The organism is Rothia mucilaginosa (genome assembly GCF_901875305.1).
GTDB lineage: Bacteria > Actinomycetota > Actinomycetes > Actinomycetales > Micrococcaceae > Rothia.
Map to the genome: position 1 here is coordinate 94,464 of NZ_CABFLY010000005.1, position 13,037 is coordinate 107,500.

Sequence of the window (13,037 nt, forward strand, 5' to 3'; positions counted from 1 at the left end):
ATTCTTGAGTTATCTATGGTGTGGTATGCATGTGCGTACTGTTGGTGAGCATATGCACTGTTTCTTGAAGGGTCTAGCTGAACCTATCGGCCGAGCCGCTTCCTTTAGTGAATATTTACGCGTAAATAATTTCTTGTTCTGTTGCATGGGGTCGTGGAGTCTCTTCTTCCGCAACGCACCTAAAAATCTCCGGGGGCGCGCTAATCCCGTCCTTACTCATCCGGAACTCATCGGGGGATGGCGCAAGAACTCATTCTCAAAAGTACTGAAAGTCATGTCATAAGTATGCGGACCAGTTGATAAGCGGGTATCTTAGAGTATGACTATATCCATCGTGGGAGGGGCGACGTATGCCTGCCCGCGCGGATCGTGCCCTCCCCGAATCAGCGGGGAATTGCCCGGTCTGGAAGGCGGAAACCATCCCCGATAGGGGCAGGAACGCCGTGATAATACAGGAGAAAACATTGACTGCTGACCTCGTAGTTGTCGGATCGGGCCTCTTCGGCCTGACCATCGCAGAACAGGCCGCCACCGAGCTGGGCCTGAAAGTCGCTCTGCTGGACCGTCGCTCCCACATTGGCGGTAACGCATACAGCGAGAAGGAAAAGCAGACCGGCATCGAGGTGCACCGCTACGGCGCCCACCTGTTCCACACCTCCAACGAGCGCGTGTGGGAGTACGTGAACCGCTTTACCGACTTCACGAACTACGTGCACCGTGTGTACACCCACCACAATGGCATCGTGTACCCCATGCCGATTAACCTCGGTACCATCAACCAGTTCTTCAACGCCGCTTACTCTCCTGCAGAGGCAAAGGCGCTGATTGCTGAGCAGGCTGGCGAACTGGCTGGTACCGACCCGCAGAACCTCAACGACAAGGGCATCTCTCTGATTGGTCGCCCCCTGTATGAGGCCTTCATTAAGCACTACACCGCAAAGCAGTGGCAGACCCCGCCGGAGGAGCTGCCCGCGTCCATCATTTCCCGCCTGCCGGTGCGTTACACCTACGACAACCGCTACTTCAACGACAAGTACGAGGGTCTGCCGGTCGACGGCTACGCCGCTTGGCTGGAGCGCATGGCCGCACACCCGAACATTGAAGTTCACCTGAACACCGATTTCTTTGAGTCCGGCCATGAGTACTCTCGTGAGAACGTGCTTGGCCAGATTCCCGTGGTGTACACCGGCCCGGTAGACCGTTACTTCGACTACGCTGAGGGCGACCTGTCCTGGCGCACCATCGACCTGGAAGAAGAAGTTCTGCCGATTGAAGACTTCCAGGGCTGCTCGGTGATGAACTACCCGGATGCAGACGTCCCCTTCACTCGTATCCACGAGTTCCGTCACTTCCACCCGGAGCGTGACTACACCAAGGATGCAACCGTTATTATGCGTGAGTTCTCCCGCTTCGCGAACAAGGGCGACGAGCCCTACTACCCGGTGAACACCGCCGTGGACCGCGAGAAGCTACTGGCTTACCGCGACCTGGCCAAGGGCGAGGATAACGTGCTGTTCGGCGGCCGCCTGGGTACCTACAAGTACCTGGACATGCACATGGCTATTGCCTCGGCGCTGTCGATGTTCGACAACAAGATTCGTCCGCACTTCACCGACGGTGCCAAGATTGAATCCGGTGGTGTGGACGCATAGTTATGGCTACTCAGATTTTGAAGACCCTGCAGCGGGTTATCTTCCCCAGCGCGGTTGAGACCGACGTCGTGCCCCTCTATGTGGATGCGGGCGTCGCAACCGGCGTTCAGCTGCCGACTCGTATCGATGGTGACGCCTCAACTTCCATCGCGGAAGCGATGAACACCTCCGGTCAGTCCCTAACAAGTGCGAGCGCAAACCGTGACGCCGCAAACGGCCTGAACAGCCGCCGCTCCATCACTGTGAGCGCGGGCCAGAGCTTGTCGTTCGGTACGTACTTCAATGCGTTCCCCGCTTCGTACTGGCGCCGCTGGACTGACCTGCAGAAGGTTACCCTGAGCGTTCAGACCCGCGGTGAGGGCATGGTCATTGTGTATAAGTCCAATGGCCGCGGCGTGATTCAGCGTGTGGATGCCAAGTTGCTCTCCGGTGAGGAAGCCAATACTTTCACCTTGCCGCTGGCACCTTTCGGTGATGGTGGCTGGTACTGGTTCGATTTGTCTGGCACCACCGACCTTGAGTTGGTTGAGGCAAACTGGCTGGGCGACATCGAGCCCCGCGCGGATGTGAAGGCTGGCCAGGCAACCGTGCAGATTACCACCATGAACAAGGTGGAGTACTGCATCAACAACATTCGTGCGTTGGGTGAAAGCCCCGAGATTTTTGATGCCGTGCACGAGTTCCTGATCGTGGATCAGGGCACCCAGAAGGTTCAGGACCACGAGGACTTCGAAGAGGTTGTCAAGCCCCTGTCCGGTAAGTTCCGCATCATTAACCAGGGCAACCTGGGCGGTTCGGGTGGTTTCTCGCGCGGTATGTTCGAGGCCGTGAATAATGGCTCCGACTACGTGCTGCTACTGGATGATGACGTCATCGTTGAGCCCGAGTCGATTCTGCGTATGGTGACCTTCGCGAATTACTGCAAGGAGCCCACCATCGTGGGTGCGCACATGTTCGACATGTTTGACCGCTCGGTTCTGCACGCCTTTGGCGAGGTCGTGGACCCGTGGCGTAACTTCTACGCTAAGCCGCATGAAGACATGGCGATGGGTCACAATTTGGGTACCCACAACCTGCGCAACACCCCGTGGCTGCACCGCCGCGTGGACGTGGACTACAACGGTTGGTGGATGTGCCTCATCCCGACCGCGGTTATCAAGGAAATCGGTCTGTCGTTGCCGCTGTTCCTAAAGTGGGACGATGCCGAGTACGGCCTGCGAGCCAAGGCCGCGGGCTTCGCGACCGTGTCCTTCCCCGGTGCGGGTGTGTGGCACGTGTCCTGGACCGATAAGGATGACTCCGTCGGCTGGCAGGCTTACTACCACGAGCGTAACCGCCTCATCACGGCTCTGCTGCACTCTCCCTTCGACAAGGGTGGCCGCGTGCTGCTGGATTCACTCTTCCTCGACGTCAAGCACACCCTGTCGATGCAGTACTACACCGAGGCCGGCCGTCTGTTGGCTCTCGAAGACCTGCTGTCGGGTCCCGAGCACCTGCACCCTTCGCTCTCGAAGCGTCTGCCGGTGATTCGTGCTATGGCCAAGGAGTACCCGGAGTCCCAGGTGAAGCCGAACGTGGATGACTTCCCGGCTATCCAGTCGAAGAAGCCTCCGTTCCGCGGCCGTCGTGCTTTCGCGTCCCCCGGCTACAAGAAGCTTGTTTCGTGGACCGCGAAGACCGTGGGTCGCCAGCTCTTCAAGCCCGTGAGCGAAGAGGCTAAGGCTCACCCGCAGATTCAGCTGAACTACGGTGAAACCAACTGGTGGACCCTATCCAAGTTCGACTCGGCTCTGGCTACGAACGCTGAGGGTACCGGTCTCTTCTGGTACCGCCGCGACCCCGAGCAGCTGAAGTCGAAGCTGATTCACGCCGCGAAGCTACATGCTCAGCTGGTGACTGGCTGGGAGAAGCTGCGCGACCTATACCGTTCGAAGGCCGCAGAAGTGGCTTCTTATGATGCCTGGGCTAAGACCTTCGCTGAGCATACGGATTCTGAGCTGACCCGATGAGCGATTTGAGTTCTCTGCCTCTGAAAGCACCCGGCCGCGGACGCGGCATCCTGGATGCGGTGAAGAACCGCTACCTGCTTCGGCTGCTGGTCGATAAGGAAATCCAGGTGCGTTACCGCGGCTCGGTGCTGGGTATTCTGTGGTCGTACATCAAGCCGGGCGTGCAGTTCCTGGTGTTCTATATTGCCATGGGTATGTTCCTGGGCTTGGAACGCGGTATGCACAACTATGCGGTGTACCTGTTCTCGGGCATGATTGCCATCAACTTCTTCTCGGAGGGGTTCGGCAACGGTGCCCGCGCCATGGTGGTCAATAGCGCGCTGATTCGCAAGATTTACCTGCCGCGTGAGCTGTTTTCACTGTCAACGGTGTTTGTGGCTCTGGTGCATTTTGTGCCCCAGATTGCGGTGATGCTGTTGGCCTGCATCCTGGTGGGGTGGTCCCCGAGCTTCCTGGCGTTGGGGTCTATCCTGGCGGGTATGGTGATTGTGATGCTGCTGTCCTATGGCTTGGGCCTGATTTTTGGTGTGGCGAACGTATTTTTCCGTGACTCGGAGAATATTGTAGATATGCTGCTGATGGTCGCCACATGGTTCTCGCCGGTGCTGTATTCCTGGGCTATGGTGCGTGACACCCTGTACCCCTGGGTGTTCAACGTGTTCATGCTTAACCCGTTGACGGTTGCTGTGGAGCTGTTCCACTACGGTTTCTGGCGTCCGACGTTGCGCATGGAGGAGTTGGCTCTGCCGTCTTCTCAGGTGGTTCCGCATCTCTTCACTTTCTGGACTCCGATTGCTATCGGTATTTCCCTGCTGACCGTTCTGATTGGCGATTTGCTCTTCCGTAAGTTTGAGGGCAACTTCGCTCAGGAGCTCTGATCTTGTGGATATTAAGAAGTTGGAGTTCCCACCGGTGAGCCCGGATGCCCCCGTGGTGATTCGGGTGGATAACCTGGTTAAGCGTTTCGTGTTGCGCCACACACGTTCGATGAAGGAGGCCTTTGTCTGGCTCATTAAGGGCCGTAAGGGTGACCTTTCGGAGAAGTTCAATGCGCTCAACGGCGTGAGCCTGGATATTCGTCAGGGTGAGCGTGTGGCTCTTCTGGGTTTGAACGGCTCGGGTAAGTCTACGTTGCTGAAGATGATTTCAGGTGTGATGCGTGCTGACGGCGGCGAGGTTTTGACGCGCGGCAATATCGCGGGCTTGATTGAGGTGGGCGCTGGTTTCCACCCGGATCTGACCGGCCGCGATAACGTGTACCTGAATGGCGCGATTTTGGGTATGTCTAAGGAGGAGATTGAGGCTTCCTTCGATTCAATTGTGGATTTTGCTGAGATTCACGAGTTCATCGATACCGAGGTGAAGTTCTACTCTTCCGGTATGTACCTGCGCTTGGCTTTCTCGGTTGCTGTGCACACGAGTCCGGATATCTTCCTGGTGGATGAGATTCTTGCGGTGGGTGATGAGCCTTTCCAGAAGAAGTGCATCGCGAAGATTCAGGAGCTATGCTCTGTCGGTAAGACTCTGGTTGTGGTGAGCCACGATTTGGACTTGGTGTCGAAGATTTGTGATCGCGGCGTGGTGCTGGAGCACGGTAACCTTCGATTCGATGGTCCGATTAATGATGCTGTGAAGGTGATTCGCGGCGGCGACTAAACGTTAGGCATCATGGTAAAGGGGGCGTGCATTCCCGTGAGGGGAGTGTACGCCCCCTTTCTGTGTCCTTGTACTGTACTTTTTAGGCTGCGTTTCAGCTCGTTAGGGGAGACATGGAGGGCTCCGGATGATTCCGCAGGTTGGATAAACTGTCAAATATTACATACGTATTTGGATAGAAAGATGCGTTTAATGAGCGGTGCTAATGCCTGCATATTGCCTGTCTTTTGGGGTACCGCGGAATGGATGTGACGATTGACTAGGGGATTTATATCGTTCGGTACGTTCTCTGCATAAAAATGTTGTGCATCGCAGTGAAAAATAGCAAGAAACTATACCCGTAAATATTAAGTAGCGAAATATATAGTTTTGGTAAATTTAATGCCTTGTGGTTAGGATGATGGACGTAATAAGTTACAATCGCAAAGTTACACGTAGCACCACCACACACCGCAGCATCGGATCATTTCAATGGAGAATACCGTTCTGAATACCAAAGCAGAGCATCTGGCTTTATTCGAAGAGAACATTCGTGAGGCCATGCGTAGCCGCAATCTGGACCCTCGAGGGGACAGGGAAGCTGTGCGCGCACTCATCGGCGAGTGCTTGGATGAGTACGAGCAGCAGCGCACCCGTATTTCCCTGCCTGACCTGGGGGAGCGGAGCGTCGTCATTCAGCGGCTCCACGATGAAATCTGCGGCTTCGGCGTTCTCCAGCCGTTCCTTGACGATGAGAGCGTTGAGGAAATCTGGATTAATTCGCCCGACGAAATCTTCATTGCCCGCAACGGCGAGAGTGAACTCACCGGCCTGCACCTGAGCCCCCAAGCCATTAGCAGTCTGCTGGAACGCATGCTCAAGCCATCGGGCCGCCGCCTCGACCTTTCCTCTCCTTTCGTGGATGCCTCCCTTCCGGACGGTTCCCGTCTGCACGCGGTAATCCCGGATATTACGCGCCAGCACACGAGCATCAATATTCGCAAGTTTGTGGTGCGTGCGCGCCGTCTACCTGATTTGGTTCGCATGAATTCCCTGAGTGCCGGAGCGGCCTCGCTGTTGCACGCTGCGGTGGAGAGCGGCATGAATATTCTCGTCTCGGGTGCAACCCAGGCGGGTAAAACCACGATGCTCAATTGCCTCTCCGCTTCGATTCCGCCGAGGGAGCGCGTGGTCACCTGTGAAGAGATTTTTGAGCTGTCTGTGCCGCTGCGAGATGTAGTGGGTATGCAGTGCCGCCAACCAAACCTTGAGGGTACCGGCGCTATTGAGCTACGCCGCCTGGTTAAGGAGGCTTTGCGTATGCGCCCGGACCGCATCCTCATTGGTGAGGTACGTGAGGCGGAGTCTCTGGACATGCTGATTGCGCTCAACGCTGGACTGCCCGGCATGTGCACGATTCACGCGAACTCGGCACGTGATGCCGTGACGAAGATTTGTACTCTGCCGCTGCTGGCGGGCGAGAATATCTCTTCCTCATTTGTGGTGCCTACTGTGGCTTCGTGCTTTGACATTGTGGTGCATTGTGGTCGTGATTCACGAGGTCAGCGCCAGGTCGAAGAGATTAGTATGCTTGGTGGCCGCGTTGAGGACGGCGTGATTGAGATGTCTCCGCTGTTTGTGCGTCGTGACGGTCGGATGGTTTGTGTGGCCCTGGAACTGCCGAATGCCGAACGTTGGGTGCGGGCGGGGCATCGTCCCGAACAGGTGTTGGCCGCCGCGAAAGCGGGGCAGTGATGTCGCTTTTCCTTAGCTTGATTCTGGGTATCGGCGTATGTTTGGTGTACCTTTCCTGTTTTCCGGAGGGGCAGAAACCTGTCCGTAGCACTGCCGACTCTGCATTGGTTGTGGCGTTGCGTAAGGCTGGGATGCACACGCTGACCCCTCGAACTTTCACCTGGGTGAGTGTTGCAAGCGCCGTTGTCCTGTCCCTGTTGCTCTTGATGATGAGCCAGTTGGTGGCCTTGGGTGTGCTCGGGTTTATTGCTGGCTTTGTGGCTCCTCGCGTGGTGGTGAATCATCGTGCCCGCGCTGCGGATGCGCGCATCTGGCAGCTGTGGCCGGATGCTGTCGACCACCTGCGTTCGGCGATTCGTGCTGGCCTTTCCCTGCCGGAGGCGCTGATTCAGCTTTCCTACCGCGGTCCGGAGGAGCTTCGTGGAGCCTTCGCCCATTTTTCGCGTGATTATCGCGCTTCGGGTGAGTTTGTGCCTTCGCTGAATCGGCTTAAGGAGTACCTCTCGGATCCTGTGGCGGACACCATTATTGAGGCCCTCAAGATTGCCCGCGAAGTGGGTGGTTCGGACCTGGGTAAGCTTCTGGGGGCGCTTAGCGATTTTCTGCGAGATAATGCGCGCACTCGTTCGGAGCTTCTGGCTCGCCAATCCTGGACTGTGAACGCGGCCCGGCTCTCGTGCGTGGCTCCTTGGTTTGTTCTCTGTCTGATGGCCACGCAGCCAGCGGCGCGCATGGTGTATAACTCCTTTGCCGGGGCTGTGCTCATGATGGCCGGGGCGGCGATTTCGCTGGTCGCCTACCGCCTGATGCTCCGCATCGGTGAGCTTCCGCGTGAACGGAGGGTTTTTGGATGAACATTCCCGTTGTGTTTGCCTTGTTGCTGGCGGTCGGTCTGGGGCTGATTCTCTCATCGCTTTTGAATACTCGAAGCGTTTCCTTCGCGGATCGCGTGGCCTCGCAGCTTCGCGGTGAGACTTTGCGTGAGTCGCTGCTGAGGGAGCAGGAGCGTCGAGAGCCGAGCCTGATGGAAGCTCTCTCGGGTTTCTGCGGGCCGTTGCTACGTTCGCTTTCTGCGACCTTGAACGGCTCATCATTGAGCGATGGTTCGGTGCAAGATCGCCTGCGCCGGGCAGGGTCTTCTCAGAGTCTGAGTGCTTTCCGAGCTGAACAATTGCTTTGGAGCCTGGCTGGTGTTACGGCGATGAGTGCGCTGACGGTGGTTGGCGTGTTGCAGGAGCGTTTCTCTCTCCCCGTGGCGGTTGCACTAGTGCTGGTGAGCGGCCTGAGTGGATTTCTAGCCCGTGATTGGTGGCTGGGAGAGGCTGTGAAGAAGCGAGAGAAGCAGCTGGTTGCCGAATTTCCTGCCTTGGCGGAGATGATGGCGCTATCGGTGACTGCCGGCGAATCAGCGTTGGCGGCTTTGGAACGTATTTGCTTAACCTCCCAGGGCGAGCTAGCTCGTGAGTTTTCCGAAATTCTGGCACAGACCCGAACAGGCGTGTCCTTACTCAGCGCTCTGCAGGACTTTGCGGAGCGTACTCGCGTCCCGGCGCTGAGCCGCTTCGTTGAGGGTATTGCTGTGGCGATTGAGCGCGGTACGCCTCTGGCGGAGGTGTTGAGGGCTCAAGCCCAAGACGTACGCGATAACGCAAAGCGAGACCTGATGGAGGTTGCGGGTAAGAAAGAAATTGCGATGCTCGCCCCGGTGGTGTTTTTCATCCTGCCGCTGACGGTTATTTTTGCGGTGTTCCCGGGCCTGTCGCTCATGCGTTTGAACTTTTAGATTTTGCGGCGGGTACACACCGTACCGGCTGCACCGCGGTGGGCTGGGCTGATTGCCCGGTGCGCCGCACCAACCACACACTACACCCTTTGATGAAGGAGAAAATTATGTTCCGTCGTTTCCGCACCACCCTCACTGTGCTGATTGCCCTGGCTGTTGCATCCGTGCTGGCTCTGCGCCTGAAGAACAAGCAGGATGACCCCGAGCGCGGCGACGTGCCCGGCTGGGTCATGATTACCATGATGAGCGCTGTGCTGGTTGCCGCTATCTTGGCGATTGCTCAGCCTGCTCTGACCAAGATGTTCAACGATGCGATTGCTCTGGTTCACCAGTAATGCGTAAGCCCCGCATCGCTTCTGAGCTGACTGCCGCTGAGCTATCCTCCGCGGAACTTTCTGTGGAGGATAGCGAGCGCGGTGATGCCAGCACGGAATTCGTCATGGTCGGTGCGCTGTTGGTGTTGCTGACCATGGCGATTCTGCAGGTTTCTTTTGCCCTGTATGCACGAACCATGTTGGTGGATGCTGCGGCGGCTGGGGCACGTTACGGTACGATGCGTGACCGCACCCCGCAGGAGGGCATGGAGCGTACCCGTCAGCTGATTGAGGGGGTTCTTCCGTCCTCGTACGCTGAGAATATTTCGTACCGTCAGAGTAGTGATTCTACGGGTGTGCGCACCTTGGAGGTGACGGTGAAGTCGCCGTTGCCGGTGCTGGGTCCGTGGGGTTTTCCGGATTCTATTGAGGTGAAAGGGCATGCGATTTATGCGGAGCATCATTCCGGTGATTAGTGGCTTTTCGCTTCGACAGCGTGTGAAGGAATGCCTGAAGAGCCGCTCTGGTTGGTCTCTTTCTAACCAACACAGCCCTGAAGAGGGTAGCGCCATTGTGGAGTTTTTGGGTTTGGGTATTACTCTGCTCATCCCGGTGCTTTACGGTATTCTGACGATTTTTAGTCTGCAGTCTTCGGTGATGGCGGCTCATGCGGCGAGCGCCCAGGTGGTGCTGTATGTGCAGGAGCAGCCGCAGGATTCGTCGGTGGGTCCTGATTTGGCGAAGCGTCTAGCGGCGCACGCCGCCGCGGATTACGGGGTTGAGCCCTCCGACGTGAGCGTGTCGTTGAGCTGTTCGTCGGGGGAGTGCGTCTCGGGTACGAAGGCGTACGCCACGGTGACGGTTCAGGCGCGACTGCCGCTACTACCTTCGTTTATGGGTGGTGGCGTGATTCCAGTGAGTTCTCATGCGACGAGTTGGGGGTCTGGTCATGCTGATTCCTAATGGTTCGCCGGCTCACCTGTTCGCGGCTGTACGGGAACGGTATGCCTGCGCTCGTGCCCGTGCGCAGAGCCGGGCGCTCGCTTCTAACCCGGAGGAGGGTAGCATTGCCCCGCTGATTGTGGGCATGCTGGCGTTGCTGCTGCTCATTGGTTCGGTGACGGTGGCGATTACGGGTGCGTATTTGCAGACTCAGCATCTGCAGGATATGGCGGATGCTCAGGCGAACTCGATTACCCGCACGATCCGCACCCCTGAGGAAGCAAGTGGTTCGGCGGCGTGGGAGTATGCGAACGCGTACCTGGCTGAGGTTCAGCCCGGGCAGGATTTTCAGGCACTACGTCTGGAGAACGTGTCTGTGGATTCTGACCAGAGTGTGCATGTGTACTTGTCGGCTCGTATTCGTCCGCCGCTGCTGTCGATTCTGGTGCCTGATGGTATTGAAGTGACCGCTCATGGCTCGTCGCGTTTGAAGATGAGTCAGGGACCGACCACCGATTAGAGACGTTTGAGCCCATAGACTGCGAGGGTGCATCTGCAAGGTAGTGTAACGGCTAGCGGATGCACCCTCGTTTTTATCCCGTTTACCTTCTACTTGCTGTATTCTTCTGCGCTGTGGGCTGTTGCGGGCTGTAACGGCGGGACTTTCTGGCCGTTTCACGATAGTGTTAAAAGCTATGGCATCCTTCGATTTTTCTGCTGAGATTAAAGAGCTTCGCGCTATCTTCGCCTCGATTGCCGCTGTGAGCGACATTGAGGGGATTGAGCGCGCCATTGAGGACCTGTCTGCGCAGGCTGCCGCACCCGATTTGTGGGATGACGTGGAGAATGCGCAGAAGGTGACCAGTGCCCTGTCCTATAAGCAGGCGGAGTTGAACCGCTTGCGTTCGCTATCCTCTCGTATCGATGATGTTGAGGTGATGGTGGAGCTTGCAGAGGCTGAGGATGCCGAAACCGCCGCCGAACTACTGACCGATGCCCAGGAGGAGTGCGGCCAGATTCGCGCCAAGTTGGAGGATTTGGAAGTTCTGGTCCTCCTTTCCGGTGAGTACGATCAGCGTGAGGCTGTGGTGACCATCCGTGCGGGTGCCGGTGGTGTGGATGCCGCCGACTTTGCGGAGATGCTGCTACGCATGTACCTGCGCTGGGCGGAGAAGAACGGCTACCCGACGAAGGTGTTGGACACCTCCTACGCTGAGGAAGCGGGCCTGAAGTCGGTGACCTTTGAGGTGAACGCGCCGTATGCTTTTGGCCGCCTGTCGGTGGAGGCGGGTACTCACCGCCTGGTGCGTATTTCGCCGTTTGATAATCAGGGCCGCCGCCAGACGTCGTTCGCGGCGGTTGAGGTGATTCCTCTGATTGAGCAGACGGACGCTATTGAGATTCCCGAGTCTGAGATTAAGGTGGATGTGTTCCGCTCGTCGGGCCCGGGTGGTCAGTCGGTGAATACGACGGACTCGGCGGTGCGCCTGACTCACCTGCCGACCGGCATTGTGGTCTCGATGCAGAATGAGAAGTCGCAGCTGCAGAACCGTGCGGCGGCCCTGCGCGTGTTGCAGTCTCGCCTGTTGCTGTTGCGTAAGGAGCAGGAGGACGCGAAGAAGAAGGAGCTTGCCGGCGATATTAAGGCGAGCTGGGGTGATCAGATGCGTTCTTACGTGCTGCATCCGTACCAGATGGTGAAGGATTTGCGCACCGGCTATGAGGAGGGTAATACCTCTAATGTTTTGGATGGCGGTTTGAACGCCTTTATTGATGCTGGTATTCGCTGGCGTGCTTCGGGGCGCGCGGCTGAAGACAGCTAAGACGTGAAGGATTGAGTGATGGCTCAGAAAAAGAAGAAGGACGCGAATAACGCGATTATTGCCCAGAATAAGAAGGCTCGCCACAACTACAACATTGTGGACACCTATGAGGCGGGCATTGTTCTGTTGGGTACCGAGGTGAAGTCTCTGCGTGATGGCGGCGCGTCCATTGTGGATGGCTTCTGCCAGGTGACCGACCATGAGATGTGGCTTGAGGGTATTCATATTGCGGAGTACGGCTACGGTACGTGGACGAACCATGCGGCTCGTCGCCGCCGTAAGTTGCTTCTGCATCGTTCGGAGATTAATAAGCTGGCGCAGAAGCTGAAGGAGACCGGTTATACGGTGGTTCCGTTGAAGCTGTACTTCTCGAATGGCCGTGCGAAGGTTGAGATTGCTTTGGCGACCGGTAAGCGTGAGTACGATAAGCGTCAGGCTCTGCGCGAGCGCCAGGATGATTTGGAAGCGCGCCGCGCGATGCGTTACCGCAACCTCGGCTAGGGAATAGTGCACCGCCTTCTCCCGCAGGGATGGCGGATACCTCCCCTACCTATAATGGTAGGTGGACGGTGCGCCAGCCGGATGCTATCTGCGATTCCACGCTCCGCCGCGCGCTGACACAAACTGTATTGATGTAAGGAGACCGATATGTTTGAGTCCTCGAACGTTCCGCCGTTGCCCGGCGGTTCCACTTCCCCCGTTTCGCAGGATAGGGCGGAGCGTAGCTCGCAGCCTGGTGTGGGGCCGAAGCCGGGTTCGGGGCTGGCTATCGCCTCTTTGGTCTGCGGTATTTTGGGTACTCTGACCGGTATTTTTATCTATAGTGGAGTTTCTCTTGGCCTGGCGGGTATCGTGTTGGGTATTGTTGCGCTGGTGAAGGTGAAGAACGGTACCGCTTCCGGCAAGGGCCTGGCGATTGGTGGTATTGTGACCGGTGTCCTGAGCTTCGTGGTGGCCGCGGTGACCATCTCGGTTCTCGTACTGAACGCCATGATGGGCCAGGAATGCATCAACAACGGTCACGAGACCGCTGATGGCGGTTACGTGTGCACTCTGGGTGGGCATGAGCAGACTTTGAGCCCTTCGGAGTATAAGAACCTGAGCCGTTTCTAATGCGAACGAGG

At 57.3% G+C, this 13,037-nt stretch carries 14 protein-coding genes; all 14 read left to right on the forward strand.

What is annotated here, in order from left to right; genetic code table 11:
* The first annotated feature begins 464 nt into the window (after positions 1 to 464).
* The 14 genes from glf to JX292_RS07010 all read left to right on the forward strand — a co-directional run bounded on the left by glf (position 465) and on the right by JX292_RS07010 (position 13,026).
* Positions 465 to 1,652, forward strand: coding sequence for a UDP-galactopyranose mutase (gene glf, locus JX292_RS06945; RefSeq protein ID WP_204862930.1), 1,188 nt, complete (start codon positions 465 to 467; stop codon positions 1,650 to 1,652).
* Positions 1,653 to 1,654: 2 nt separating this feature from the next.
* Positions 1,655 to 3,661: a glycosyltransferase gene (locus JX292_RS06950; protein ID WP_204862932.1), complete on the forward strand. Its 2,007-nt coding sequence runs from the start codon at positions 1,655 to 1,657 to the stop codon at positions 3,659 to 3,661.
* Positions 3,658 to 4,539, forward strand: coding sequence for an ABC transporter permease (locus tag JX292_RS06955; protein WP_204862941.1), 882 nt, complete (start codon positions 3,658 to 3,660; stop codon positions 4,537 to 4,539). Before JX292_RS06950 ends, JX292_RS06955 begins: the two co-directional genes overlap by 4 nt.
* Positions 4,540 to 4,543: 4 nt before the next feature.
* Positions 4,544 to 5,317, forward strand: coding sequence for an ABC transporter ATP-binding protein (locus JX292_RS06960; protein ID WP_204862943.1), 774 nt, complete (start codon positions 4,544 to 4,546; stop codon positions 5,315 to 5,317).
* Between the two features lie 471 nt (positions 5,318 to 5,788).
* On the forward strand, positions 5,789 to 7,051 hold the full coding sequence (locus JX292_RS06965; RefSeq protein WP_204862945.1) for a CpaF family protein: 1,263 nt from the start codon (positions 5,789 to 5,791) through the stop codon (positions 7,049 to 7,051).
* A complete protein-coding gene (locus tag JX292_RS06970; protein WP_204862953.1) occupies positions 7,051 to 7,905 on the forward strand; it encodes a type II secretion system F family protein in 855 nt (284 codons plus the stop codon). Before JX292_RS06965 ends, JX292_RS06970 begins: the two co-directional genes overlap by 1 nt.
* Positions 7,902 to 8,834, forward strand: a complete 933-nt coding sequence (locus JX292_RS06975; protein WP_204862954.1) for a type II secretion system F family protein — start codon at positions 7,902 to 7,904, stop codon at positions 8,832 to 8,834. Before JX292_RS06970 ends, JX292_RS06975 begins: the two co-directional genes overlap by 4 nt.
* 107 nt (positions 8,835 to 8,941) lie before the next feature.
* Complete coding sequence (locus JX292_RS06980) at positions 8,942 to 9,169, forward strand: hypothetical protein (RefSeq protein ID WP_070676030.1); 228 nt, start codon at positions 8,942 to 8,944, stop codon at positions 9,167 to 9,169.
* Positions 9,169 to 9,624: a TadE family protein gene (locus JX292_RS06985; RefSeq protein WP_204862955.1), complete on the forward strand. Its 456-nt coding sequence runs from the start codon at positions 9,169 to 9,171 to the stop codon at positions 9,622 to 9,624. Before JX292_RS06980 ends, JX292_RS06985 begins: the two co-directional genes overlap by 1 nt.
* Positions 9,599 to 10,111: a pilus assembly protein TadE gene (locus JX292_RS06990; RefSeq protein WP_239653685.1), complete on the forward strand. Its 513-nt coding sequence runs from the start codon at positions 9,599 to 9,601 to the stop codon at positions 10,109 to 10,111. Before JX292_RS06985 ends, JX292_RS06990 begins: the two co-directional genes overlap by 26 nt.
* Positions 10,074 to 10,610 (forward strand): pilus assembly protein TadG-related protein, encoded by a 537-nt coding sequence (locus tag JX292_RS06995; protein ID WP_204862957.1) that lies wholly within the window; start codon positions 10,074 to 10,076, stop codon positions 10,608 to 10,610. The genes JX292_RS06990 and JX292_RS06995 overlap by 38 nt, the downstream gene beginning before the upstream one ends.
* 175 nt (positions 10,611 to 10,785) lie before the next feature.
* Positions 10,786 to 11,913 carry a peptide chain release factor 2 gene (gene prfB, locus JX292_RS07000; protein WP_204862958.1) on the forward strand — a complete coding sequence of 376 codons (1,128 nt, stop codon included), beginning with the start codon at positions 10,786 to 10,788 and terminating at the stop codon, positions 11,911 to 11,913.
* Positions 11,914 to 11,931: 18 nt separating this feature from the next.
* Positions 11,932 to 12,414, forward strand: a complete 483-nt coding sequence (gene smpB / locus JX292_RS07005; RefSeq protein ID WP_204862963.1) for an SsrA-binding protein SmpB — start codon at positions 11,932 to 11,934, stop codon at positions 12,412 to 12,414.
* A 147-nt stretch (positions 12,415 to 12,561) separates the two neighbouring features.
* Positions 12,562 to 13,026 (forward strand): DUF4190 domain-containing protein, encoded by a 465-nt coding sequence (locus JX292_RS07010; protein ID WP_204862965.1) that lies wholly within the window; start codon positions 12,562 to 12,564, stop codon positions 13,024 to 13,026.
* Positions 13,027 to 13,037: the final 11 nt, after the last annotated feature.